At 66.3% G+C, this 22946-nt stretch carries 25 protein-coding genes and 1 pseudogene; 15 read left to right on the top strand and 11 right to left on the bottom strand.

The genetic code is table 11. The annotated features are described in order from the left end of the window. Nucleotides 1-88 precede the first annotated feature (88 nt). Entirely contained in the window at nucleotides 89-358 is a 270-nt protein-coding gene (rpsT, locus tag EGJ34_RS03755) for a 30S ribosomal protein S20 (protein ID WP_017354922.1), read from the top strand. 235 nt (nucleotides 359-593) lie between these two features. On the opposite strand, the gene cgtA is transcribed toward rpsT, so the two are convergent. The 3 genes from cgtA to rplU form a co-directional block, all read right to left on the bottom strand. Next, nucleotides 594-1646 (bottom strand): Obg family GTPase CgtA, encoded by a 1053-nt coding sequence (gene cgtA / locus EGJ34_RS03750; protein ID WP_125359196.1) that lies wholly within the window; start codon nucleotides 1644-1646, stop codon nucleotides 594-596. Nucleotides 1647-1806: 160 nt separating this feature from the next. Beyond that, nucleotides 1807-2067, bottom strand: coding sequence for a 50S ribosomal protein L27 (rpmA, locus tag EGJ34_RS03745; RefSeq protein WP_125359195.1), 261 nt, complete (start codon nucleotides 2065-2067; stop codon nucleotides 1807-1809). A 15-nt stretch (nucleotides 2068-2082) separates the two neighbouring features. Continuing rightward, nucleotides 2083-2400, bottom strand: coding sequence for a 50S ribosomal protein L21 (gene rplU, locus EGJ34_RS03740; RefSeq protein ID WP_125359194.1), 318 nt, complete (start codon nucleotides 2398-2400; stop codon nucleotides 2083-2085). 274 nt (nucleotides 2401-2674) lie between these two features. On the opposite strand from rplU, the gene uvrA reads away from it, so the two are divergent. Continuing rightward, a complete protein-coding gene (gene uvrA / locus EGJ34_RS03735; protein WP_125359193.1) occupies nucleotides 2675-5671 on the top strand; it encodes an excinuclease ABC subunit UvrA in 2997 nt (998 codons plus the stop codon). Further along, a complete protein-coding gene (locus EGJ34_RS03730) occupies nucleotides 5671-6078 on the top strand; it encodes a thioesterase family protein (RefSeq protein ID WP_125359192.1) in 408 nt (135 codons plus the stop codon). The genes uvrA and EGJ34_RS03730 overlap by 1 nt, the downstream gene beginning before the upstream one ends. A 114-nt stretch (nucleotides 6079-6192) precedes the next feature. Here EGJ34_RS03730 and EGJ34_RS03725 read toward each other — a convergent pair whose 3' ends face one another. Continuing rightward, a complete protein-coding gene (locus tag EGJ34_RS03725) occupies nucleotides 6193-6633 on the bottom strand; it encodes a copper chaperone PCu(A)C (RefSeq protein ID WP_125359221.1) in 441 nt (146 codons plus the stop codon). 34 nt (nucleotides 6634-6667) lie between these two features. Between EGJ34_RS03725 and EGJ34_RS03720 the strand changes: the two genes are divergently transcribed. The 4 genes from EGJ34_RS03720 (at nucleotide 6668) to EGJ34_RS03705 (ending at nucleotide 10508) form a co-directional block, all read left to right on the top strand. Then, nucleotides 6668-7447: an enoyl-CoA hydratase/isomerase family protein gene (locus tag EGJ34_RS03720; RefSeq protein WP_125359191.1), complete on the top strand. Its 780-nt coding sequence runs from the start codon at nucleotides 6668-6670 to the stop codon at nucleotides 7445-7447. A gap of 133 nt (nucleotides 7448-7580) precedes the next feature. Continuing rightward, nucleotides 7581-8489: an acyl-CoA thioesterase II gene (tesB, locus tag EGJ34_RS03715; RefSeq protein WP_125359190.1), complete on the top strand. Its 909-nt coding sequence runs from the start codon at nucleotides 7581-7583 to the stop codon at nucleotides 8487-8489. A gap of 4 nt (nucleotides 8490-8493) precedes the next feature. Then, nucleotides 8494-8997: a DUF2007 domain-containing protein gene (locus EGJ34_RS03710; protein ID WP_125359189.1), complete on the top strand. Its 504-nt coding sequence runs from the start codon at nucleotides 8494-8496 to the stop codon at nucleotides 8995-8997. A gap of 287 nt (nucleotides 8998-9284) precedes the next feature. Beyond that, nucleotides 9285-10508, top strand: coding sequence for a sigma-70 family RNA polymerase sigma factor (locus tag EGJ34_RS03705; protein ID WP_125359188.1), 1224 nt, complete (start codon nucleotides 9285-9287; stop codon nucleotides 10506-10508). Nucleotides 10509-10588: 80 nt separating this feature from the next. Here EGJ34_RS03705 and EGJ34_RS03700 read toward each other — a convergent pair whose 3' ends face one another. Then, nucleotides 10589-11152 (bottom strand): EF-hand domain-containing protein, encoded by a 564-nt coding sequence (locus EGJ34_RS03700; protein ID WP_125359187.1) that lies wholly within the window; start codon nucleotides 11150-11152, stop codon nucleotides 10589-10591. A gap of 154 nt (nucleotides 11153-11306) precedes the next feature. Between EGJ34_RS03700 and EGJ34_RS03695 the strand changes: the two genes are divergently transcribed. Further along, nucleotides 11307-12062 carry an arginyltransferase gene (locus tag EGJ34_RS03695; protein ID WP_125359186.1) on the top strand — a complete coding sequence of 252 codons (756 nt, stop codon included), beginning with the start codon at nucleotides 11307-11309 and terminating at the stop codon, nucleotides 12060-12062. Between the two features lie 35 nt (nucleotides 12063-12097). Then, nucleotides 12098-13303, top strand: a complete 1206-nt coding sequence (locus EGJ34_RS03690; protein WP_125359185.1) for an endonuclease/exonuclease/phosphatase family protein — start codon at nucleotides 12098-12100, stop codon at nucleotides 13301-13303. Between the two features lie 249 nt (nucleotides 13304-13552). Here EGJ34_RS03690 and purT read toward each other — a convergent pair whose 3' ends face one another. Beyond that, on the bottom strand, nucleotides 13553-14740 hold the full coding sequence (purT, locus tag EGJ34_RS03685; protein WP_125359184.1) for a formate-dependent phosphoribosylglycinamide formyltransferase: 1188 nt from the start codon (nucleotides 14738-14740) through the stop codon (nucleotides 13553-13555). A 124-nt stretch (nucleotides 14741-14864) separates the two neighbouring features. Here purT and EGJ34_RS03680 point away from each other — a divergent pair, with 124 nt between their 5' ends. From EGJ34_RS03680 to EGJ34_RS03665, 4 genes are all read left to right on the top strand, one after another. Further along, complete coding sequence (locus EGJ34_RS03680; RefSeq protein ID WP_125359183.1) at nucleotides 14865-15734, top strand: SPFH domain-containing protein; 870 nt, start codon at nucleotides 14865-14867, stop codon at nucleotides 15732-15734. A gap of 23 nt (nucleotides 15735-15757) precedes the next feature. After that, on the top strand, nucleotides 15758-15937 hold the full coding sequence (locus tag EGJ34_RS03675) for an Arc family DNA binding domain-containing protein (protein ID WP_125359182.1): 180 nt from the start codon (nucleotides 15758-15760) through the stop codon (nucleotides 15935-15937). A gap of 57 nt (nucleotides 15938-15994) precedes the next feature. After that, nucleotides 15995-16798, top strand: a complete 804-nt coding sequence (locus EGJ34_RS03670) for a M15 family metallopeptidase (RefSeq protein WP_125359181.1) — start codon at nucleotides 15995-15997, stop codon at nucleotides 16796-16798. 137 nt (nucleotides 16799-16935) lie between these two features. Continuing rightward, nucleotides 16936-17388, top strand: a complete 453-nt coding sequence (locus EGJ34_RS03665; RefSeq protein ID WP_125359180.1) for a hypothetical protein — start codon at nucleotides 16936-16938, stop codon at nucleotides 17386-17388. A gap of 105 nt (nucleotides 17389-17493) precedes the next feature. On the opposite strand, the gene EGJ34_RS03660 is transcribed toward EGJ34_RS03665, so the two are convergent. From EGJ34_RS03660 to EGJ34_RS03640, 5 genes are all read right to left on the bottom strand, one after another. Then, entirely contained in the window at nucleotides 17494-18168 is a 675-nt protein-coding gene (locus tag EGJ34_RS03660) for a DNA-3-methyladenine glycosylase (RefSeq protein ID WP_125359179.1), read from the bottom strand. Nucleotides 18169-18170: 2 nt separating this feature from the next. Further along, nucleotides 18171-18542 (bottom strand): DUF423 domain-containing protein, encoded by a 372-nt coding sequence (locus EGJ34_RS03655; protein ID WP_125359178.1) that lies wholly within the window; start codon nucleotides 18540-18542, stop codon nucleotides 18171-18173. An 84-nt stretch (nucleotides 18543-18626) separates the two neighbouring features. Then, the gene (locus EGJ34_RS03650) at nucleotides 18627-19706 is read right to left on the bottom strand and encodes an SRPBCC family protein (protein ID WP_125359177.1); all 1080 of its coding nucleotides are present in this window, start codon (nucleotides 19704-19706) and stop codon (nucleotides 18627-18629) included. Between the two features lie 272 nt (nucleotides 19707-19978). Next, nucleotides 19979-20620 (bottom strand): response regulator transcription factor, encoded by a 642-nt coding sequence (locus tag EGJ34_RS03645; protein WP_125359176.1) that lies wholly within the window; start codon nucleotides 20618-20620, stop codon nucleotides 19979-19981. Continuing rightward, entirely contained in the window at nucleotides 20620-21813 is a 1194-nt protein-coding gene (locus EGJ34_RS03640) for a histidine kinase (RefSeq protein ID WP_125359175.1), read from the bottom strand. The genes EGJ34_RS03645 and EGJ34_RS03640 overlap by 1 nt, the downstream gene beginning before the upstream one ends. A 137-nt stretch (nucleotides 21814-21950) precedes the next feature. Here EGJ34_RS03640 and EGJ34_RS03635 point away from each other — a divergent pair, with 137 nt between their 5' ends. Both EGJ34_RS03635 and minC read left to right on the top strand, forming a co-directional pair. Next, nucleotides 21951-22547, top strand: coding sequence for a GNAT family N-acetyltransferase (locus EGJ34_RS03635; protein WP_125359174.1), 597 nt, complete (start codon nucleotides 21951-21953; stop codon nucleotides 22545-22547). Between the two features lie 13 nt (nucleotides 22548-22560). Beyond that, a pseudogene (minC, locus tag EGJ34_RS03630) lies at nucleotides 22561-22946 on the top strand (septum site-determining protein MinC); the annotation flags it as partial.

Raw genomic sequence — 22946 nt, 5'->3', positions numbered from 1 at the left:
TGACAATTGACTTGACGTACATTTTTCGAGCCATCATACTTTCCAGCTTGCTGTTCCCATTACACCGATTTTTCAGGAAACCACCACTGTGGCCAATATCAAGTCCGCCAAGAAGCGCGCCAAGCAGACCGTCGTGCGCAACGCGCGCAACACGGCTCAGCGTTCGATGCTGCGCACCGCTGTCAAGAAGGTGATCAAGGCTCTGGATGCCAATGACGCCGCCGGCGCCGAGGCAGCCTTCGCCGTCGCCCAGCCGATCCTCGACCGTTTCAGCTCGCGCGGTCTGATCCACAAGAACAAGGCTGCTCGTCATAAGAGCCGTCTGACCGCCCGCATCAAGGCCCTCAAGGCCGCCTGATACGGCGTCGCGGTGCCGGTCGTAGAGCCACGCCCTGCGTGGCTTCGACCAAGCCCGATCAAGAAGCCCGGCATCGACCGGGTTTTTTGTTGTGCGCGCGGTGACGGTGTCCAGCCACGCAAGGCGTGGCTCTACGACGGACGCGGCGGACAGGCGTGCAGCGCCCCCCGACGACAGCGTCGCCCCACAGAAAAACCCGGCCGAGGCCGGGTTTTTCACGTGTGCGTGGAGGCGCTCAGAGCGCATCGCGCGCATCGGCCTCTTCTTCTTTCTGGCGATCAAAGAACGCCATCACCTGGGTCATGATCGGCCACGTGCCTTCACGGCCCAGTGCCGAGACCAGATACCAGGGCTGGGTCCAGCCCAGCTCGGCCACGATCTGCTCGGCGGCCGCCTTGGCCTCGTCCTCGAACATCAGGTCGGCCTTGTTCAGCACCAGCCAGCGCGGCTTTTCCAGCAGCTCCGGGTCGTGCTTTTCCAGTTCACGCTCGATGGCGCGCACCTGCTCGACCGGCGAGATACCTTCCACGCCACCTTCCATCGGGGAGATGTCCACGAGGTGCAGCAGCAGGCGGGTGCGCTGCAGGTGGCGCAGGAACTGCGCACCCAGGCCAGCGCCGTCGGCCGCACCTTCGATCAGGCCGGGAATGTCGGCGATGACGAAGCTGCGGTAGTTCTCCACCCGGACCACGCCCAGGTTGGGATACAGGGTGGTGAACGGGTAGTCGGCCACCTTGGGGGTGGCAGCAGACACCGCACGGATCAGGGTGCTCTTGCCGGCATTCGGGAAGCCCAGCAGACCGACGTCGGCCAGCAGTTTCAGCTCCAGCTTGAGCAGGCGCTCCTCGCCCTCTTCACCCGGCAGCGCCTGGCGCGGCGAGCGGTTGGTGGAGCTCTTGAAGTGCATGTTGCCGAGGCCACCGCGCCCGCCCTTGGCCACCAGCAGGCGGTCATTGTGCTGGGTCAGGTCGCCGATGACTTCGTCGGTGGCCACGTTGATCACCACGGTGCCGACCGGCACGGTGATGGTGAGGTCTTCGCCGCCCTTGCCATAGGCCTGGCGGCCCATGCCGTTCTCGCCGCGCTGCGCCTTGAAGATGCGCTCGTGGCGGAAGTCGACCAGGGTGTTCAGGTTTTCGTCGGCGCGGATGTACACGCTGCCACCGTTGCCGCCATCGCCGCCGTCCGGGCCGCCCAGCGGAATGAACTTCTCGCGACGGAAACCGACGCAGCCGTTACCGCCATTGCCGGCAATGACCTGGATTTCTGCTTCGTCTACAAGTTTCATGGTTCTGGATGCCAACTGGAGGCGGCGGGCGCAGGCATGGCCCACCGCAGAGTCTAAAAGATGCCCGGTTCGAATGCCGGGAAAACAAAAGCCCCGCTGGAAGCGGGGCTTTTGTCGGCTACCCCACGCGCCAGGCGCGGGTGCCTGCGTATCGCGAAGATCAGGCTTCGGCGACGACGCTGACGGTGCGACGCTTCTTCGGGCCCTTCACCGAGAACTCCACCTTGCCGTCGATCAGAGCGAACAGGGTGTGGTCACGGCCGAGGCCAACGCCGGTACCCGGGTGGAACTGGGTGCCGCGCTGACGCACGATGATGTTGCCGGCGTCGATGGCCTGGCCACCGAAGATCTTCACGCCGAGGTACTTCGGGTTGGAGTCGCGACCGTTGCGCGAGGAGCCTACGCCCTTTTTATGTGCCATGACTGCTTCTCCTTATTACTTGCTGCCACCGGCGACGCCGGTGATCTCGATTTCGGTGTAGTACTGACGGTGACCCTGGCGCTTCATGTGGTGCTTGCGGCGACGGAACTTGATGATCCGGACCTTGTCAGCACGACCCTGGGACACGACCTTGGCGGTGACCGAAGCGCCCTTCAGCGCGTCGCCCAGCTTGATGCCGTCGCTGTCGCCCAGCAGCAGGATGTTGTCGAACTTGATCTCGCTGCCGACGTCGGCTTCGAGCTTTTCAACGCGGAGGGTTTCACCCTGCGCGACGCGGTATTGCTTACCGCCGGTGACCAGTACTGCGTACATGACCAGACTTCCTCTGTAGTTATTGTGGTCTTGGACTGCCGCCATCGAGGGCGGACAGAAGCGGGATTTTACGCATTCACCCCGGTCCGGGTCAACCCACCCCCTGCTCTGACCCGCGGCGGCCTGAACCCCGTTCAGGAAACCGTCCCGCCGGGTCGCACGGGGTGAGACAGGGGACTGGCAATGTCGCTGATTGCCCCCAAATCCCAAGCTCGGTAGGCTGACCGATTGGCGTCTCTGCTTGCCCTCTGCCCCACTACGGATCCCCTCCCCCATGGCGATGGATTACATCCGCATCCGCGGCGCGCGGACGCACAATCTCAAGAACATCGATCTGGACCTGCCCCGCGACAAGTTGATTGTCATCACCGGCCTGTCCGGCTCGGGCAAGTCGTCGCTGGCTTTCGACACCATCTACGCCGAAGGCCAGCGCCGTTACGTGGAGTCGCTGTCGGCCTATGCCCGGCAGTTCCTGAGCGTGATGGAAAAGCCGGACCTGGACCACATCGAGGGCCTGTCCCCGGCGATCTCGATCGAGCAGAAGTCGACCTCGCACAACCCGCGTTCGACCGTGGGCACCATCACCGAGATCTACGACTACCTGCGTCTGCTGTACGCCCGCGTGGGCAGCCCGCGCTGCCCGGACCACGGCTATCCGCTGGAAGCGCAGACGGTCAGCCAGATGGTCGACCATGTGCTGACCCTGGACCAGGAACAGCGCTACATGCTGCTGGCCCCCGTGATCCGCGAGCGCAAGGGCGAGCACGCCCAGGTGTTCGACCAGCTGCGCGCGCAGGGTTTCGTGCGCGTGCGCGTGGACGGCGTGCTGCATGAGATCGACGCGGTGCCCCCGCTGGCGCTGCGCCAGAAGCACACCATTGAAGCGGTGATCGACCGCTTCCGCCCGCGCGAGGACATCAAGCAGCGCCTGGCCGAGAGCTTTGAAACCGCGCTGAAGCTGGGCGACGGCATGGTGTCGGTGCAGTCGCTGGATGTGGAAGGTGCCGAGCCGGTGCTGTTCTCGTCCAAGTACTCCTGCCCGGTGTGCGACTACTCGCTGCCGGAGCTGGAGCCGCGCCTGTTCTCGTTCAACTCCCCGATCGGTGCCTGCCCCGGCTGCGATGGGCTGGGCCTGGCCGAGTTCTTCGACCCCTCACGGGTGGTGGTACATCCGGAGCTGTCGCTCTCGGCCGGCGCGGTGCGCGGCTGGGACCGCCGCAACGCGTATTACTTCCAGTTGATCGCCTCGCTGGCCAAGCACTACAAGTTCGACGTTGACGCGCCCTGGCAGAGCCTGCCGGAAGACGTGCGCCAGGCCGTGCTGTACGGCAGCGGCGATGAAACCATCACCTTCACCTACTTCACCGAAGCCGGCGGCCGCACCCAGCGCAAGCACCGCTTCGAGGGCATCATTCCGAACCTGGAACGCCGCTACAAGGAAACCGAGTCGGCGGCGGTGCAGGAAGAGCTGGCCAAGTACATCAGCGAACACGATTGCCCGGACTGCCACGGCCAGCGCCTGAACAAAGCCGCGCGCAACGTGTTCGTCGCCGACCGCGCGCTGCCGGAGCTGGTGGTGCTGCCGATTGATGAAGCGCTGAAGTTCTTCAGCAGCATGACTCTGCCCGGCTGGCGCGGCGAGATCGCGGCCAAGATCGTCAAGGAAATCGGCGAACGCCTCGGCTTCCTGGTCGACGTGGGCCTGGATTACCTCACCCTGGAGCGCAAGGCCGACACCCTTTCGGGCGGCGAAGCGCAGCGCATCCGGCTGGCCAGCCAGATCGGTGCCGGCCTGGTCGGCGTCATGTACGTGCTGGACGAGCCGTCCATCGGCCTGCACCAGCGCGACAATGAGCGCCTGCTCGGCACCCTGACCCGCCTGCGCGACCTGGGCAACACGGTGATCGTGGTCGAGCATGACGAAGACGCGATCCGGCTGGCCGACTATGTTCTGGACATCGGTCCCGGAGCGGGCGTGCATGGCGGCGAGATCGTCGGCCAGGGCACCCTGCAGGACATCCTGGAGGCACCGCGTTCGCTGACCGGCCAGTACCTGTCGGGCAAGCGCGCCATCGAGATTCCGGCGCGCCGGCACAAGCCGAACCCGAAGATGACCCTGCACCTGCGCGGTGCCAGCGGCAACAACCTCAAGGGCGTGGACCTGGATATTCCGTCGGGCCTGCTGACCTGCATCACCGGCGTGTCCGGTTCGGGCAAGTCGACGCTGATCAACGACACCCTGTTCTCGCTGGCTGCCAACGAGATCAACGGTGCCTCGCACCCGATCGCCCCGTACAAGTCGGTCGATGGCCTGGACCTGTTCGACAAGGTGGTGGACATCGACCAGTCGCCGATCGGACGCACGCCGCGTTCGAATCCGGCCACCTACACCGGCCTGTTCACGCCGCTGCGCGAGCTGTATGCGCAGGTGCCGGAAGCGCGTGCGCGCGGCTATTCGCCGGGCCGTTTCAGCTTCAACGTGCGCGGCGGCCGCTGCGAAGCCTGCCAGGGCGATGGCCTGATCAAGGTGGAGATGCACTTCCTGCCGGACGTATACGTGCCGTGCGACGTCTGCCATGGCAAGCGCTACAACCGCGAAACGCTGGAGATCCTGTACAAGGGCTACAACATCAACGACGTGCTGGAAATGACCGTCGAAGATGCACTGAAGCTGTTCGAGCCGGTGCCCAGTATCGCGCGCAAGCTGGAAACGCTGGTCGACGTGGGCTTGAGCTACATCAAGCTGGGCCAGAGCGCGACCACGCTTTCGGGCGGTGAAGCGCAGCGCGTGAAGCTGTCCAAGGAACTGTCGCGCCGCGATACCGGGCGCACCCTGTACATTCTGGACGAACCGACCACCGGCCTGCACTTCCACGACATCGAGGCGCTGCTGGGCGTGCTGCACAAGCTGCGCGACGAGGGCAACACGGTGGTGGTGATCGAACACAACCTGGACGTGATCAAGACCGCGGACTGGATCGTCGACCTGGGGCCGGAAGGCGGCCACCGCGGTGGCACCATCCTGGTCACCGGCACGCCGGAAGACGTCGCCGCGCACCCGGATTCGTACACCGGCCAGTTCCTGGCCAAGATGCTGCCTTCGACCAGCGCACGCCCGGAACGGCCGGCCGCCGTGGCCAACAAGCCCGATGCCCGCCCACCGCGCAAGGTGAAGCCGGAGAAGCCGGCCAAGAAGGCGGCTGCCGCCAAGACCACCGGCAAGGCCAGCAAGAGCAGCCCTGCCACCACGACCAAGAAGAAGAAGGCCTGATGAGCAGCGAACACAAGATCCTGGCGCGCGTACCGATCAGCGTGCGCTGGCGCGACATGGACAGCATGGGTCACGTCAACAACGCCAAGTACATTTCCTACCTGGAAGAAGCGCGCGTGCGCTGGATGCTGGGCGTGGAAGGGGTGTCGATGACCGACCGCATCGCACCGGTGGTGGCAGCGACCAATGTCAACTACAAGGCCCCGATCGTGTGGCCGAACGACATCGTGGTGGAGTTGTTCGTGGAGCGGCTGGGCAACAGCAGTGTCACCATCGGCCATCGCATCGTGGACCAGAAGAACGAGGCGACGTTGTATTCGGATGGCAACGTGGTGGTGGTGTGGATGGATACGCAGACCGGGAAAAGCGCGCCGCTGCCGGAGGCGATCCGCAGCGCCTGCGGGTGAAGCGCAACGACCAACGGTCGTTGCCTACCGGCCTCGTGCAACGACCCGCGGTCGGGTCACCGGGGTTGCGACATCGGTAGGTGCCGACCGTTGGTCGGCACATCGCCGGCGCCCTCAATCCGTCATCGCGCCGCGCACCTGCAACACGCCATCCACCTTGCGGCCGTCCTCCAGGCTCAATCGCAACGGCAGCTCCCTGCCCTCCGTCAACGTTACCTCCGGCTGCATCAGCATCAGATGCAGCCCACCGGGCTTGAGCTCCACCTTCGCCCCAGCCGCAATCGGCAGCCGCTCCACTTCGCGCATCCTGCTGACGCCATTGACCACCGTGGTCTCGTGCAGCGTCACTTCGGCAAACGCCTTGCTTCCGGCAGCCACCACAGACACCGCCTGTTTACAGCGGTTGTGGATCACGCCGTAACCGGCTGACATCGGCATCTGCGCGGGCGGCATCCGCACCCATCCCTGTTCCAGGACCACGCAGGCCGGCTCGGCCGCGGATGCTGCGCCCGCACACAGCGCCAACAATACGCCAACGAATGGTTTGGTTATCATCGCCTCAGTTTCCCGTCCGCAACGAGACCGCAGCATGACGACGCTTATCGAGGTGATCAACCATGGCCCCATCCGCGAGCTGCGCCTGGCGCGCCCGCCGGTCAATGCGCTGGACACCGAACTCTGCCGGCAGCTGATCCACGCCATTGAACTGGCGATGGCCGAAGACGCGCACGGCGTGATCCTGTCGGGCAGCGAACGCATCTTCACCGGTGGCATGGATGTACCTCACCTGCTCTCGCACGGCGATGACAAGCACAAACTGCTGGACAGCTGGAACGCGTTCTTCGGCGCGGTACGCACCATTGCCGAAAGCCGCATTCCGGTGGTGGCGGCGATCACCGGCCACGCCCCGGCCGGTGGCTGTGTGCTGTCGCTGTGCTGCGACTACCGGGTGATGGCGCGCAGCGTCGATCCGACCCGGCCCTATGCCATCGGCCTGAACGAGGTGCAGGTGGGACTGGTGGCTCCGGAAGGGATCCAGCGCCTGCTGCGCCGGGTCGTGGGTCCGCATCGCGCCAGCGTGCTGTTGACCACCGGCGCACTGGTACCGGCCGAGCAGGCGTTGCAGATCGGGCTGGTGGATGAGCTGGCCGACGGCGACCAGGTGGTGACCCGGGCGCTGGCCTGGCTGCAGCAGCTGCTGAAGCTGCCGCGCCAGCCGATGCAGCTGACCCGGGCGATTGCCCGCGCCGACCTGCGCGAGGCGCTGGACCCGGAGCTGATCCAGCTGGACCGGTTTGTGGAGGCCTGGTACGCCCCGGATGCGCAGAATGCGTTGCAGGCATTGGTGGCGCGGATCGGCAAGGCGTGACCGCCCGGCACGACCAACGGTCGTGCCCCACCGTGCCTCGTACCGCCGGTAGCGCACGACCGTTGGTCGTGCGGCGGCGGCGCAATGCGCCGGCCGGTATAATTCCCCTCCGTTCCGCCACCAGGCCGCCGCCTTGTCCCAGCCGCAAGAACCCGTCGTTTCCGAGCTGATCGACCTGCTCTCGCTGGAGCGGCTGGAAGACAACCTGTTCCGCGGCCAGAGCCGCGACATCGGCACCAAGTACGTGTTCGGCGGCCAGGTGCTGGGCCAGGCGCTGTCGGCCGCGCAGGCCACCGTGGAAAACGGCCGGCACGTGCATTCGCTGCACGCGTACTTCCTGCGCGCGGGCAACATCGACCACCCGATCGTGTACGACGTGGACCGCACCCGCGATGGCGGCAGTTTCTCGGTGCGTCGGGTCACCGCGATCCAGCATGGCAAAGTGATCTTCTTCTGCGCGGCCTCGTTCCAGCAGGCTGAAACCGGGGCCGAACACCAGCAGAAGATGCCCGAAGTACCGCAGCCGGAAGACATCGAACCGAACCGTCCGCTGCCGCCGGAAGTGCTCGAGCGGCTGCCGATCAAGGTGCAGCGGTGGCTTTCGCGCGGCGGCCCGTTCGAGTTCCGCCACGTATACCCGCGCGATGAACTGCACCCGCCCAAGCGCCCGCCCTACCACCAGGTGTGGCTGCGCCTGAATGAAAAGGTCGGCGACGCACCGGAACTGCACCAGGCGCTGCTGGCCTACGCCTCGGACTTCCACCTGCTGGGCACGGCAACGTTCCCGCACGGCATCAGCTACTACCAGCCGCACGTGCAGATGGCCTCGCTGGACCATGCGATCTGGTTCCACCGTCCGTTCCGTGCCGACGACTGGCTGCTGTATTCGCTGGACAGCCCCAGCGCCCAGGACTCGCGCGGGCTGGCACGTGGCCAGTTCTTCAACCGCCACGGCGTGCTGGTCGCCAGCACCGCGCAGGAAGGCCTGATCCGCGTCGTGGAAGACAGCACCGCTGCGGCCGCCGTGCCGGCCAAGGAGTAAACCCATGCGTCAGATCTTCAGCAGCCAGCGCGTGGAAACCGTGGAAGGCGTGGCCCAGTTGCTGCGCGATGCGGGCATCGAGGTGCGCATCACCAATGGCCGCTCGTATCACAGCAAGCGCGGCAGCCAGTTCAGCTATCTGGACACCAGCAAGGCCACCACCCACCCCACCCTGTGGGTAGTGCACGCCAATGACCAGCCGCGCGCGCGCGAGATCCTGCGCGAGGCCCGTCTGCTGGACACCACCCGCCGCGATCACCCGACCGCCGAATATGCCTTCCGCCCGGAAACGGCCGAGGCCGCGCCGGCCCGCAACTGGGGTTGGCGGATCCGCATCGGGCTGCTGCTGGTGATCGGCGCAGTGGCGATGTTCATCACGATGCGCCACCGCAGCGCGCCGCCGCCGGCACCGGCACCGGCCGTGCAGCAGGCGCAACCGCAACCGGCACCCGCGGCACCGGAAGACGAAGAGGTCCGGGTGCGGGTCACTCCGGTCAAGCAGCCGTAAGCCCCAACGCCATCGTCCTGCGCACGTAACAATTCGTAGGTACCACGCCATGCGTGGTACCCGCGCGCAGCGCGGCTCAAGGGTCCGGAGACGGAATGGCAGGCGACCGGACCGGCCACCGGCGTTTATGAATGATCGAAGCCGCCCGGCGGCGTTCGTGGTGTCGAACGAAGAGCAGCCACGCAGGGCGTGGCTCTACGGGTCCGTGAGTTCCAGGTTTCTAGATCCCCGGTCACATCCTTCCCCAATCCGCGTCATAGTCACATCACCCGCCCGGGAAGGACGTCATGACGCAGGACACGCTGACCGCTGTACACCCGCTGACCCTGACCCTGGAACGCGAGCTGCCCGCCGCCGCCAGCGGCTGCCAGCATTCCTATGGCCGGATCGTGCTGGCCTGCCAGAACACCGTGACCGCCATCGCCCTGGCGATCACCCGTGACGTGCAGGCCAGTGAGGACATCGCCCAGGAGGCTTTCATCAAGGCCTGGCAGCAGCTTTCACATCTGCACAACCATGCCAGCTTCCTGCCCTGGCTGCGCCAGATCACCCGAAACCTGGCCCGCGACTGGCTTCGCGCCAACCGCAACCGCCCGCTGTCGGGCGATGCGGCCGAGATCGCCATCGGCATGGCCGCCGATCCCAGCCCGGAAGCGCCGGAGCATCTGGAACGGGTGGAGGAGGAACTGGCCGCCGAAGACATCATCTCCGCGCTGCCGGAAGACAGCCGCGAAACCCTGCTGCTGTACTACCGCGAAGGCCAGAGCTCGCAGCAGGTCGCCGACCTGCTGGGTCTGAGCGACGCCGCGGTGCGCAAGCGGCTGTCGCGGGCCCGCGCGACCGTTCGCGAGGAAATGCTGCGACGCTTCGGCGAGTTCGCACGCAGCAGCGCGCCAAGTGCAGCCTTTGCCACCGCGGTGGTGTCGATGGTGATGATTGCCGCGCCGGGCACCGCCAGTGCGGCGATCCTGCTGGGCACGAGCGTCGGCGGCAGCAAGTTCGGGTTGGGCGGTGCCAGCATCACCGGAGGGACGGCGCTGGGATCGTTGACCGCTGCCGTGGAGCAGAGCCAGGTGTTCGCCACCGGCATGAGCGCGACGGCGGTGATCGGGGCAACCCTGGGCGGTGTGGCCGCCAGCTATCTGGGCGGACGCTTCCTGCTCTCGTACGCCGAACATCCTGGCGAGCGTCAGCAGATCATGCGGTTCGTCCATTACAGCACGGCAACCTCGCTGGCCTGCTGCCTGGCGGTGCTGCTGCTGACCGTACTGCAGGTGCCGTTGTGGATGACGATCACCGCATTGTTCGCCGGCGTCGGGCTGGTGAACTACCAGTGCCTGGGGCCGCTGCAGCGGATCATGAAGCCGATGATCGTGCGCGACAACGCCCGGCACGGCCGCACCGGCGTGAACTGGAAATATGAGTCGACGTACGGACGTACCGGCGTGGTGATCCTCAACCTGCTGACGCTGGGTATGGCCTTGACCGTGCTGCTGGTCAAGCACGCGTAGAGCCGGGCTTGCCCGGCTCCGCGGGAAAAGCAGCCGGGCGAGCCGGGAACGCCGGCCCCATGGAGGCCGGCGTGGGTTGATCAGCGCGCCGGCGAGACCGGCGGTTTGCCACCGCGCGGACCGCCGAACGGGGACTTCGCGGCATCGAACTCGGCCTTGCTCAGCTGCCCGTCCTTGTTGGTATCAGCCGCAGCGAACCACGCGTCGCGGTGCTGCTTCATGCCCAGCTCGCGGTCGGCCTTGTCCAGGTAGCCATCCTTGTTGAGGTCCATCTTGTCGAACCGCTCGGCCAGGCGCGGATCGGCCTTGGCTTCGTCGCGGCTGATGCGGCCGTCCTTGTTGAGGTCGAGCTTGGCCATGCGGTCATGCATGCCCGGGCCACGGCCGTGGCGCTTGCCGTGCCAGCGCGGCATTTCCTCGCGCGAAAGCTTGCCGTCCTTGTTGGTGTCGAGCGTGTCGAACTTTTCGGCCAGGCGCGGAGCTTTGGCGGCTTCACTGCGGTCGATGAAGCCGTCGCCGTTGGTATCCAGCTTCACGCGGGCGGGCTTTTCGCCGGCGGCAGGAGCATCGGCGGCCACCGCCAGGCCGGCAGCGCCGGTGGTCATCAGCAGGGCCAGCAGCAGAAGGGGTTTGCGGTTGCGCATGGAATCACTCCGGTATCAGGGGTTGGCTGTGCGGTGCGTTGGCACCCACGCCAGGGAAAACGCCCCAGGGCCCTGTGCGTTGACAGCGGCAAGGGTCGTGTTCATCCAGCAGACAGTCGCGGCGGCTGCGACGGCCCGGCGGTATGCTGTGGGCATGGCGATACACGGCGACCGCGACGACGAGCTGCGACTGTTCCAGACCGGGGACCACCCCTGCGGCTACTGGCCGGACCGGGCCGCGCGCGACCTGGTGCTGGACCCGCACGATCCACGGCTGGGGTCGCTGTACCCGATGGCCCTGAGCTGGGGCTTCCGCCGCTCCGGCGATCTGGTCTACCGCCCGCACTGCGCCAACTGCCACGCCTGTGTGTCGGTACGCATTCCGGTGGAACGCTTTGCGCCGGACCGCAGCCAGCGTCGCTGCCTGGCGCGCAACGCGGACCTGGAAGTGCGCATCGTCGCCGCCGAGCAGACCGATGAACAGTTCGCGCTGTACCACCGCTACCTCACCCACCGCCATGCCCAGGGCGGCATGGACGACCACGGGCCGCACGAGTTCGACCAGTTCCTGATCGGGCAGTGGTCGCAGGGGCGATTCCTCGAGATGCGCGCGCCGGCCCATGACGGTCACCGCGGCGAACTGCTGGGGGTGGCGGTCACCGATGTCACCCCACAGGGTTTATCGGCGGTGTACACCTTCTTCGACCCGGACCAGGCCCATCGCGGACTGGGCACCTTCGGCATCCTGCAGCAGATCGCCTGGGCCCGGCGCGAGCATCTGCCGCACCTGTATCTCGGCTACTGGATCCGCGACCACCGCAAGATGGACTACAAGCGCCGCTTCCGCCCGCTGGAGGCCTATGACGGCCGCCGCTGGCACGACTTCGACGACGAACGCGACGGACGCTGACGCAGGCCTGCAATGCGCGCAGGTAAAATGGGCGGATGAAGACCCCTGCCCTGCTCCTTGCCCTGGCCCTGCTCTGCAGTGGCTGCGCCCAGACCCCGAACCGGACCGCCGCCATGCCTGATACCCGCGAGGCACCGCTGCGGATCGCCACCTACAACACCTCGCTGTACAGCGACGAGCGCGGCGGCCTGATTGCCGAGCTGGAAGGCGACAGCGCGCACGCACGCAAGATCGCCGCCGTGCTGCAGCAGGTCCGCCCGGACCTGGTGCTGCTGAACGAATTCGACTTCGACCACGAACACCGCGCCGCCGACCTGTTCCAGCAGCGCTATCTGGAAACCGCCCAGCCGGGCGGCGGCGAACCGCTGAAGTACCCCTACCGCTACCTGGCCCCGGTCAACACCGGCGTCCCCAGCGGCCTGGACCTGGACAACAACGGCGAAACCGGCGGCGAAGGCCGCTCGCGCGGCAACGATGCCTGGGGCTACGGCCTGCACCCGGGCCAGTACGGCATGCTGGTGCTGTCGCGCTATCCGATCGATGAAGCCAAGGTGCGCACCTTCCAGCTGCTGAAGTGGAACACCCTGCCCGGTGCGGTCAACCCGGTCGACCCGCGCACCGGCAAGCCGTTCTACAGCGCACAGGTGTGGTCGCAGCTGCGCCTTTCCTCCAAGTCGCACTGGGACGTGCCGGTGAAGACGCCGGAAGGCGTGGTGCACGCGCTGGTTTCCCACCCCACCCCGCCGGTGTTCGACGGCCCGGAAAAGCGCAACGCCCAGCGCAACGGCGACGAACTGCGCCTGTGGCAGCAGTACCTGTCGGCCGGCGACAAACCCTGGCTGTGCGATGACCGTGGCCAGTGCGGCGGCCTCGCCCAGGACGCACGATTCGTGATTCTGGGCGACCTCAACAACGACCCCGTGGACGGTGATGGCCAGCATGACGCCATCGTCGAACTGATCGAAAACGCCCGCGTGCTGCGCTACCCCACCCCGCGCAGCGTCGGTGCCGAGCAGACCAGTGCGGCCTATGCGGCCAAGGGCATCGTGCGCAAGGGTGCGCCGTTCCACGCCACCGGTGATTTCGGTCCGAAGGCCGGCACCATGCGGCTGGATTATGTGCTCCCTTCGACCGGTTTTGAGTTTGTGAGCAGCGGCGTGTTCTGGCCGGCCAATGAAACTGCCGAGGCGAAGATTGCTGATGGTAGTGACCACCATCTGGTGTGGGTGGACGTGCGGTAACGTCGATGATTTGAATGCGTTACCGGGCGTTGAACCGTTCACGGCGGTCGTCTGTCGACCGACCCTACCGCTGTTAGCCGCATTGCGACGAACCATCGGGGGAGGCCAACGAGTAGCCTCCGGAGGGACACTCCACGGCATGGATGCCGTGGAGTAGCCTACATGGACGTACTTGCGGCGTGTCCCGGAGCGGGGCTGCTCGTTGGCCTCCCCGCACGGAAAAACTGAAGCGCTGCTGTCAGCGGACTACTACGAACGCAGCTCGATGCCGATCGCCTCGGCCGCCTCACGCGCGATCTTCCGCGCTTCGTCGATATCCGCGCCACGCGCCAGGGTCACGCCTACGCGGCGGTGCCCGTGCACGCTCGGCTTGCCGAACAGGCGCAGCGCCGAGTCCGGATGTACCAGCGCCTGCTCCACGTTGCTGAAGAACGGCACGCCCTCACCGTGTGCCAGCATCGCGCAGGACGCCGAAGGGCCGCTCTGGCGGATCACCGGAATCGGCAGCCCCAGGATCGCCCGCGCATGCAGCGCGAACTCGCTCAGGTCCTGCGAGGCCAGCGTCACCAGTCCGGTGTCGTGCGGACGCGGCGACACCTCGCTGAACCACACCTCGTCGCCCTTCACGAACAGCTCCACGCCGAACAGACCCCAGCCACCCAGGTCGTCGGTGATCGCCTGCGAGATCTCTTCGGCCCGCGCCAGCGCGCGCGGCGACATCGGCTGCGGCTGCCAGCTTTCGCGGTAGTCGCCGTCCTTCTGCCAGTGCCCGATCGGCGCGCAGAACGAGGTGCCGCCCGCATGCCGCACCGTCAGCAGGGTAATCTCGTAATCGAAGTCGATGAAACCCTCGACGATGCAGCGCCCCGCGCCGGCACGACCACCGGTCTGCGCGTAGTCCCACGCCGGCGCGATGTCCGCCTCGCTGCGCAGCGTGCTCTGGCCCTTGCCCGACGACGACATCACCGGCTTCACCACGCACGGCAGGCCGATGGCCGCCACCGCCGCGCGGTACTCGGCCTCGGTGTCGACGAAGCGGTACGGCGAGGTGGGCAGGCCCAGCGTTTCCGCCGCCAGCCGGCGGATGCCTTCGCGGTCCATGGTCAACCGGGCCGCGCGTGCCGTCGGCACCACCCGCTGGCCGGTTTCCTGCTCCAGCTGGACCAGGGTTTCAGTATGGATGGCCTCGATCTCCGGCACGATCAGGTGCGGCTGCTCCTGCGCGATCAGCGCGCGCAGCGCCATGGCGTCCAGCATGTCGATCACGTGCGAACGGTGCGCCACCTGCATCGCCGGCGCATCGGCATAACGGTCGGCCGCGATCACCTCCACGCCCAGCCGCTGCAGTTCGATGGCGACCTCCTTGCCCAGTTCGCCCGAGCCCAGCAGCAGCACACGGGTGGCGGAAGGAGACAGCGGCGTACCAAGCGTGGTCATGGGGGAATCCAGCGGGTTCAAAGGGTGGACGGGCATTTTAGGGCGTCGCGGCCGGCCCCGGGGCTGTTGCGATTTTGATATCAATTTGATATCAATACTGGACCCCCTACATAGATGCCCTGTCATGAAAGAAAAACCCGTCCGCTCCCTCTCCGGCCTGCCCTTCCTGCTGGCCGTGCTCGCGCTGTGCGGCGTGGCCCTCTGGATGTTCGTGGCCGGGGCGCAACACGGCAACGTCAACGGCTGGCTGCTGTTCGGCGGCACCGCGCTGGCCCTCGTGGCCCTGCTCAGCCTCACCGGCCTGTACACGGTGCAGCCCAACCAGGCCGCCGTGCTCAGCCTGTTCGGCAAGTACGTGGGTACGGTGAAGGACAACGGCCTGCGCTGGAACAACCCGTTCTTCAGCAAGAAGAAGGTCAGCCAGCGCGTGCGCAACTTTGAAAGCGGCAAGCTCAAGGTCAATGAACTGGACGGCAGCCCGATCGAGATTGCCGCGGTGATCGTCTGGCAGGTGGTTGACGCCTCCGAGGCGGTCTACAACGTGGACGACTACGAAAGCTTCGTGCATATCCAGTCCGAATCGGCGCTGCGCGCGATGGCCACCAGCTATCCCTACGACCAGCACGAGGAAGGCCAGCTGTCGCTGCGCAGCCACGCCGCTGAAATCTCCCAGCACCTCAAGGACGAACTGGCCGAACGTCTGGCCGATGCCGGCGTACAGGTACTCGACGCGCGTATCAGCCACCTCGCCTACGCCCCGGAAATCGCCCAGGCCATGCTGCAGCGCCAGCAGGCCAACGCGGTGATCGCTGCGCGCACCCGGATCGTTGCCGGGGCGGTGGGCATGGTCGAAATGGCGCTGGCCGAACTGCAGAAGAACGGCGTGGTGCAGCTGGACGAAGAGCGCAAAGCGCACATGGTCAGCAACCTGCTTACGGTACTGTGTTCGGACCGTGGCACCCAGCCCATCGTCAACGCCGGCTCGCTGTACTGAGCCGGCCGCATTGAGCCTTCCGCATGACTGAAAAGAAAGCCTACCCGCTGCGCATCAACGCCGACGTCCTGGCGGCGGCGCAGCGCTGGGCCGACGACGAGCTGCGCAGCCTCAACGCACAGATCGAATACGTGCTGCGCGACGCTCTGCGCAAGGCGGGACGCCTGCCGAAACCCGCCCCGACGCCGGAGCACCCGGAATGAGCAGCCGCAGCCGGGCAGCGCCCGGCTCTACCGTGGCGGATCAGCTAAGCTGGTGACATGCGCCGCGTCCCTGCCCTGCTGACCAATACCGCCGATATCGAGCTCTGGCCCGGCGGCCTGCTGCGCGCGCGCAGCAATGCCGATGCGCGGGCCCTGGCGCAGGCGCAGTGGGTGCTGCGGCGCAAGGCCGATGGCCGCTATCTGGCTGTGGTGAAGGCGAACGGCGTGCTGCCACTGGTGCCGCACCTGATGCGCGAAGCCGGCATTGACGAAGCGCTGGATGCGCTGGAGCAGCTTGAACAGGGGCGCAGCCGCGGACCGCAGCCGACCACCCTGCTGCCGCTCAGCGGACTGCAACTGCGGCTGGAGCAGCTGGGCATCGACGCAGAGCAGTACGAGGCTGATACCGGGCTGGCGCTGGAAGCGGAGCCAGCGCAGCTGCGGCTGGCCGGATTCGACCGCTACCGGCGGCCGCTGTGGCTGCAGCACGGGGCCGCGCTGGCGTGGCGGCGGCTGCAGGTGCATGCGGCCCAGGATGACGTCCCGTTGCAGGCCATTTCCGGCTACCGCAGCCACGACTACCAGCTGGGCATTTTTGAGCGCAAACGTGCGCGCGGGCTGAGCGTGCAGGAGATCCTGCAGGTGAATGCCGCGCCGGGGTACAGCGAGCATCACAGTGGACGGGCACTGGATATCAGCAGCCCGGGAGAACCGCCGGCGGAGGAAAGCTTCGAGGCGACGGCGGCGTTTGCGTGGTTGTTGGCGAACGCGCAGGGGCATGGATTCCGGCTGAGCTATCCGCGCGACAACCCGCACGGCATCGTCTACGAGCCCTGGCACTGGTACTGGCAAGGCGCGTAGAGCCACGCCCTGCGTGGCTGCGACCCAGTTTGACATCGCGCAGCCACGCAGGGCGTGGCTCTACGTCGGGGATACCCCTATTCCGGTGTTGTACGGGTGGCGTTAGTCTTCGCGGTTCATCTGGAGGATGTCGCGCCATGGAAGACAACAGCCCGTATCGGGCCAGCAAAGTGGTACCCGCTGCGGGTAAGACCGATCAGCTTGACCTGCGCGATCCGCCGCCCAGCGAGATCACCGGCCCGATCAAGCACATGTGGATACTGCTTGTGGTGATGGGCAGCTGGATCGTGCTTGCAGGTGTGATGGCGATGATCATGGCCCCGAAGCTGAGCATGTTCGTACTGATTACGACGGTGGCTGTGGGCGGGTTGTATCTGCTTGCCGCATTCGGTGTTTACAAGCGCAGCCGGATCACCGCCACCCTGGTGCTGGTGGTCTGCTGCCTGGGCATCCTGAGCTCGCTGATCAGACTGGCCAGGAATGAAGCGCAATTTGGCACCATCGCCTTCGTCGCCCTGCTGACCTTCGTCAGCATTCGCGGCACGATCGCCATCTACCGCTACCATCGCCACCTCGCGAACAGGCTGTAGAGCCACGCCCTGCGTGGCTTCGACCACGTTTGACACCGCGAAGCCACGCAGGGCGTGGCTCTACGGGATTGATGCATACCGGATTGATGCGTGGTCGCGGCTGGGCTAGTCCTGCGACCGGTTGGTGGCCGCCTTCGGCACCTCGCTGAAATCCGCGATGCGCCACAGGTACAAACTGGCGTAGGTGCGATAAGGCCCCCACTTCTCACCACGCTCGGCCAGCGCCTTGGGCGTGAGCATCACCTCGGCCTTGTCCACGCGCTGGGCACCCTTGCGCACGCCCAGGTCGTCGATCGGCAGGATGTCCGGGCGACCCAGCCGGAACATCAGCATCATCTCCACGGTCCAGCGGCCGATGCCGCGGATCGGTACCAGCGCCTCGATGATCGTGTCATGCTCCATCACCGACATGCGCCGCAGGTCGGGAATCTCGCCGGCCGCCTCGCGCCGGGCCAGGTCGCGCAGCGCCAGCGCCTTGTTGCCGGATACCCCACACAGCCGCAGCGCGGCATCGTCGATCCGCCCGAGGGTATCCGCATGCAGGCGGGTGCTGCCAATGGCGGTCTCGACCCGCCCGACAATGGTCGACGCGGCCTTGCCACTGAGCTGCTGGAACAGGATGGCACGCGCCAGCGCATCGACCGGGTCGAACGATTTCGCCCAGCCCGGCGGTGCCTCGATCGGTCCCAGCCGCTTCATCCATGCGCCCAGGCGGCGGTCGCGCCGGGCCAGCCAGTCGTGGGCCTGCTGCACATCGAATCCGCGACGGAAGCGGGGCATGCTCAGCGCCTCAGGGCATTGAGCCCGTACACCAGCCAGCCCAGGATCAGGGCGCTGCCTCCCACGGGAGCCAGCGAGGTCGGCAGCTGCCACAGCGCACCGCCCACCAGGCTGCCGGAGAACAGCAGCGTGCCCAGCAGCAGCACATACAGGGCCAGCCGGCCGACCCGGTTCTGCTGGGTTGCGCCCAGCACCGCCAGTGCAACGCCGTGGCCGAACGCGTTAAGCGCGGCGGTACTCACGTGCGACTGCGCCAGCGCATCGCTGATGCCGTGCGAGGCGTAGGCGGACAGTGCCACCCCCGTGGCAGCGAGCAGGCCGCCCATGCAGGCCAGCAGCGAGGGTTTGCGTGCGCGTCGTTCCAGATTGAGCATGGTGGACTTCCTTCTGCAAAAAAAAACGCGCCGCAGTGAGCGGCGCGTTTTGAGGTCATGCGTTACATCGCATCAACCGCTGGGTTACTTGACGGCCCAGTAGATGTCGTAGGTGCCTTCCGGCGTGAACGACTTCTCGACGCCGCCCTTCCAGGTTTCGTACGGACGATCGATGACTTCGTTGCCACCCGTGACAGCCCAGGCGCGCAGGGCGTTGCGGGCAACGTCCAGACCCGCCATGTGGCCGGTGTAGGCGGCATGGGCGGAACGGTGCGGAGCCACGTGCACGTACTTGACCGGTGCGCCGCCGTCGATCTTGACGGTCAGCTGCTCAGCCGAAGCACCTTCGGTGCCCTTCTTCTTGACCGGCTGGGCCACGTCGAAGGCGTACTTCTCAGCACCGAAGTCGGTGGTGATGATGCGGATCGGACCAGCGGCTTCGAGGTTGTTGGCCTCCATCACGCGCTTGATCCACTCCTGGTTGTCCTTGATCGACTTGGTGATGGTCGCTTCGCCACGGTCCACGTTACCGGCGTTGACCACCAGCAGATCCTCGACCGGCATGTCGACGATGCCCAGGTCGGTCAGCGGCGCTTCGGCGGTGCGGTAGTCGATGTTCGGCACGGTGGCCAGCATGTTGGCCATGCGCGACAGACCCAGCTTCAGGTCGTCACCGATGTGACGGCTCACGTACAGGCCGGCGTAGCGACCGAACAGGTCCCAGCCGTACTTGACGCTGTAGTCCTGGGTGATCTTGACGTTGCGGCCACCCTTGCCGGTCGGCTCGAGGGTGAAGCTGGTCTTCTTGTCGTGACCCTTGCTGACGTCTTCGATGGCGATGGCCACGCGCTTGCCAGGTTCGGATTCGGTGATTTCCCAGCTGCCCTGGCCCAGCGACGCTTCCTTGGAGGCGTAGTCCAGACGGGCACCCACGCCAGCGGCGGGGCCGGAATACTTCAGTTCAACGGCGGGATCGCGCAGGAGAAGCGGGTTCCAGTCCTTGAAGCGGCGCAGGCTGTTGACCGTGTCGAACACGATCGTCATCTTGCGGTTGGTCTCGATGCTTTCGGAAATATGGCGTTCGCCCGGCAGCACCACGCCAATGATGACGAACAGGCCAGCCACGATCCCCAAGGCGATCAGGAACTCGATAATACGGGTCATTCAGGAGTCTCCGGGGCCGATCCCACGGCCGGGTTGATTGAAGCGAAGCGCCAATCCTAGCAGGCTTCGCGGGTGTAATGGATCAGGATTGGCGCACCGGTTTCCATGCCGGCAGCGGTTTTGTACAGACAAGGAGCGGAAAGATAGCGCATCGCGCGCCTGCGCACGCAGGGAAGCGGGGATTTTCTTCCCTCGACCACACCTGAATGAATTCCAACTGACACTCAAAACCCTTGCCCTGCAAGGGTTGTGCCGTATCCGGGGAGGTCGATTCAGACCAGCTGGAGTTCGAATGCCTTGAGCACCGCCCGGGTGCGGTCGCGCACCCCCAGCTTGGACAGGATGTTGGACACGTGGTTCTTGATGGTGCCTTCGGCCACGCCCAGCGAGTTGGCGATCTCCTTGTTGGAGAAACCGCTGGCCATCAGCCGCAGGATCTCGGTCTCGCGGTCGGTCAGCGGATCCGGGCGGTCCAGGCTGACGAACTCGTTATGCATGTGCTCCAGCCCGGACAGCAGCCGCTGGGTGACCGCCGGCTGCACCAGCGAGCCGCCCTCGGCCACGGTGCGGATGGCTCCGACCAGCTGCTCCAGGGTGACATCCTTGAGCAGATAGCCCTTGGCTCCGGCCTTGAGGCCGGCCAGCACCAGCTGGTCGTCATCGAAGGTGGTCAGGATGATGGTCGGTGGCAGCTGGTTGAGCCGGGACAGCATCTGCAGCGCCTCCAGCCCGGACATCACCGGCATGCGCATGTCCATCAGCACCACGTCCGGCTTCACCTGGGGCACGAGGTCGACCGCCTGGCGGCCATCGGCCGCCTCGGCCACCACCTCGATGCCGTCGTCCAGCGCGAGCAGCGAGCGGATTCCCTGCCGCACCAGGGTTTGGTCATCGACCAGGCAGACGCGAATCATCACAACGCTCCTTCAAAGGGTGCCAGCATCAGCACCGGCACGCCGGGGACCGAGGCACGCAGGCGGAAGCCCTGGCCCCGGCGGGTTTCAATCTGCAGTTCACCGCCGCACTGCTGCAGGCGCTCGCGCATGCCACGCAGGCCGTTGCCGACCACGATGCCGTCGACCCCGACTCCGTCGTCATGCGCCTCCACCACCACCTGGCCGGACTCCTCGCAGCGTACCTGGATCCACAGGTTGCGCGCGTCCGCGTGGCGCACCGCATTGGTGATGATCTCCTGGGTACAGCGCAGCAGTACATGCGCATGTTCGGGATCTTCCACGCTCAGCGGCTCTTCGATGTCCAGGTGGATGTGCAGCGAGGGCACCTGTTCGGTCAGCGGCCGCAGCGCGGCGGCCAGGTCGATGGCCCCGCTGTCACGCAGCTGGCTGACCGCCTCGCGCACGTCGGTGAGGAGCAGCTTGGCCAGGGTGTGCGCCTGGTGGATGTGCTCCTGGGCCTGGCCTTCGGTGATGTGCCCTGCCACCTCGAGGTTCAGGCTGAGCGCAGTGAGATGGTGGCCCAGCAGGTCGTGCAGTTCGCGGGAAATACGGGTGCGCTCGTTGACCCGGGCGCTCTCGGCCAGCAGCACGCGGGTGGCACGCAGCTCGGTGTTGAGCCGGCGCTGCTCCTCCCGGGCATCGGTCTGCTGACGGGCGACCAGGCTGGTCACGAAGATGAACATGGAGAAGCCGCCATACAGCAGCGACTGCATCAACGCTTCGAACAGCGAGAACGGCAGGAACAGGTAGTAGACCGGGGCCACCGCCAGCTGGCTGACCAGCAGCCAGATCACCCCGACCCGCGCCGGCAGCATCCACGGAATGACGCCGGCGGCGACCATCATCAGGATGCTGCCCAGTCCCGAACCGCTGAGATAGCTCACCCCCAGCGCGCAGATGGTCAGCAGGACCAGGATGGCCCGGTCGTACCAGGCCGAGTGGCCGCCGTTGCGCAGCCCACGGGTCAGCCACAGATAGCCGCCACCGAAGGTCAGATACGCCACGAAGAGCAGCAGGGCCTGCCGGTCCACCTGTCCGCCATGGCGCAGCAGCGCCTCGTACTGGGAGTAGACCAGCGGCAGGCCCAGCATGACCCAGGTGAACAGGCCGGCCAGTCGCAGTACTCGGGTTTGGCTGAGGTATCCCAACATGGCTGCATCTTAGGCTGAACCTGCGCCTGTGCACCCCGGCAGAAGTCATGCCTCGTCGGTGACCCGACCGGCCGGCCATGTAATAATCCGTTGCAGGGTTCCTTCGGGAACCATCCGCGTTACCCCACGGAGTCACAATGTCGATTGTCATCCGCGACGTGCGCGAGCACGAGCTCGATTCCGTCCTGGCCCTGAACAACAACGCCGGTCTGGCCATTCTGCCGCTCGACGCGGCGCGCCTGCGGCTGTTCTACGAAACCGCCGAATACTTCCGGGTCGCCGAACGCGACGGCAACCTGGCCGGTTTCCTGATCGGTTTCGGCAGCGACAGCGAGCACGACAGCAGCAACTTCGCCTGGTTCAAAGCGCATCTGGACAGCAAATTCTTCTACATCGACCGCATCGTGGTGGCCAGCCGCCGTCGCGGCGGCGGTGTGGGCCGTGCGTTCTACGCCGACGCGCAGAGCTACGCGGAGCTGCGCTACCCGCAGCTGACCTGCGAGGTGTTCCTGGACCACGGGGCCGACGCCGCCCTGCTCTTCCACGGCAGCTTCGGCTTCCGCGAGGTCGGGCAGAACACCATGCCGCACGTGGACGTGCGGGCCAGCATGCTGCTCAAGGACCTGTGCAGCTATCAATGGGTGCACGACACCTACGGCGACGCGCTGCCGGACGTGCCCTGGGTGGGCCAACGCCGGCTGCCGCTGGGCGCGCAACAACCGACGGGGACCTGAAGTGGCGGCGAACATGGATTTTGAACAGGCCGGTGAGCTGAAGATCGGCCAGGTGGGTATCGCCAACCTGCGCATCCGTACCCTGGATGTGGAACGACTGACCCGTGAAATGCACGAACGCGTGGCGCGTGCGCCGAAGCTGTTCGGCCGCGCGGCGGTGATCCTGGACTTCGGCGGGCTCAGCCGCATGCCGGACGTGGCCACCGCGCAGGCGCTGCTGGATGGCCTGCGCAGCGCTGGTGTACTGCCGGTCGCCCTGGCGTATGGCAGCACCGAGACCGACCTGCTTTCGCAGCAGCTTGGCCTGCCGCTGCTGGCCAAGTTCCGCGCCCAGTACGAGCGCGCAGAGGCCGATCCGGCTCCTGCACGTGCGCCGGCCCCTGCCCCGGCGGCTGAGCC

The organism is Stenotrophomonas sp. 278 (genome assembly GCF_003935715.1).
Taxonomy (GTDB): Bacteria; Pseudomonadota; Gammaproteobacteria; order Xanthomonadales; family Xanthomonadaceae; genus Stenotrophomonas; species Stenotrophomonas maltophilia_AH.
This window is presented reverse-complemented; position numbering and strand designations above follow the sequence as displayed.

Excerpts from the sequence above, each read along its gene's own strand:
- uvrA (WP_125359193.1), top strand. The coding sequence starts at position 2,675 with ATGGCGATGGATTACATCCGCATCCGCGGCGCGCGGACGCACAATCTC.
- EGJ34_RS03690 (WP_125359185.1), top strand. The coding sequence starts at position 12,098 with ATGAAGACCCCTGCCCTGCTCCTTGCCCTGGCCCTGCTCTGCAGTGGC.
- EGJ34_RS03660 (WP_125359179.1), bottom strand. The coding sequence starts at position 18,168 with ATGCCCCGCTTCCGTCGCGGATTCGATGTGCAGCAGGCCCACGACTGG.
- EGJ34_RS03635 (WP_125359174.1), top strand. The coding sequence starts at position 21,951 with ATGTCGATTGTCATCCGCGACGTGCGCGAGCACGAGCTCGATTCCGTC.
- EGJ34_RS03700 (WP_125359187.1), bottom strand. The coding sequence starts at position 11,152 with ATGCGCAACCGCAAACCCCTTCTGCTGCTGGCCCTGCTGATGACCACC.
- EGJ34_RS03695 (WP_125359186.1), top strand. The coding sequence starts at position 11,307 with ATGGCGATACACGGCGACCGCGACGACGAGCTGCGACTGTTCCAGACC.
- EGJ34_RS03720 (WP_125359191.1), top strand. The coding sequence starts at position 6,668 with ATGACGACGCTTATCGAGGTGATCAACCATGGCCCCATCCGCGAGCTG.
- EGJ34_RS03730 (WP_125359192.1), top strand. The coding sequence starts at position 5,671 with ATGAGCAGCGAACACAAGATCCTGGCGCGCGTACCGATCAGCGTGCGC.
- rpmA (WP_125359195.1), bottom strand. The coding sequence starts at position 2,067 with ATGGCACATAAAAAGGGCGTAGGCTCCTCGCGCAACGGTCGCGACTCC.
- EGJ34_RS03705 (WP_125359188.1), top strand. The coding sequence starts at position 9,285 with ATGACGCAGGACACGCTGACCGCTGTACACCCGCTGACCCTGACCCTG.
- purT (WP_125359184.1), bottom strand. The coding sequence starts at position 14,740 with ATGACCACGCTTGGTACGCCGCTGTCTCCTTCCGCCACCCGTGTGCTG.
- EGJ34_RS03650 (WP_125359177.1), bottom strand. The coding sequence starts at position 19,706 with ATGACCCGTATTATCGAGTTCCTGATCGCCTTGGGGATCGTGGCTGGC.
- rplU (WP_125359194.1), bottom strand. The coding sequence starts at position 2,400 with ATGTACGCAGTACTGGTCACCGGCGGTAAGCAATACCGCGTCGCGCAG.
- EGJ34_RS03665 (WP_125359180.1), top strand. The coding sequence starts at position 16,936 with ATGGAAGACAACAGCCCGTATCGGGCCAGCAAAGTGGTACCCGCTGCG.
- cgtA (WP_125359196.1), bottom strand. The coding sequence starts at position 1,646 with ATGAAACTTGTAGACGAAGCAGAAATCCAGGTCATTGCCGGCAATGGC.
- EGJ34_RS03655 (WP_125359178.1), bottom strand. The coding sequence starts at position 18,542 with ATGCTCAATCTGGAACGACGCGCACGCAAACCCTCGCTGCTGGCCTGC.
- EGJ34_RS03640 (WP_125359175.1), bottom strand. The coding sequence starts at position 21,813 with ATGTTGGGATACCTCAGCCAAACCCGAGTACTGCGACTGGCCGGCCTG.
- EGJ34_RS03725 (WP_125359221.1), bottom strand. The coding sequence starts at position 6,633 with ATGATAACCAAACCATTCGTTGGCGTATTGTTGGCGCTGTGTGCGGGC.
- EGJ34_RS03710 (WP_125359189.1), top strand. The coding sequence starts at position 8,494 with ATGCGTCAGATCTTCAGCAGCCAGCGCGTGGAAACCGTGGAAGGCGTG.
- EGJ34_RS03675 (WP_125359182.1), top strand. The coding sequence starts at position 15,758 with ATGACTGAAAAGAAAGCCTACCCGCTGCGCATCAACGCCGACGTCCTG.
- EGJ34_RS03680 (WP_125359183.1), top strand. The coding sequence starts at position 14,865 with ATGAAAGAAAAACCCGTCCGCTCCCTCTCCGGCCTGCCCTTCCTGCTG.
- EGJ34_RS03670 (WP_125359181.1), top strand. The coding sequence starts at position 15,995 with ATGCGCCGCGTCCCTGCCCTGCTGACCAATACCGCCGATATCGAGCTC.
- EGJ34_RS03645 (WP_125359176.1), bottom strand. The coding sequence starts at position 20,620 with ATGATTCGCGTCTGCCTGGTCGATGACCAAACCCTGGTGCGGCAGGGA.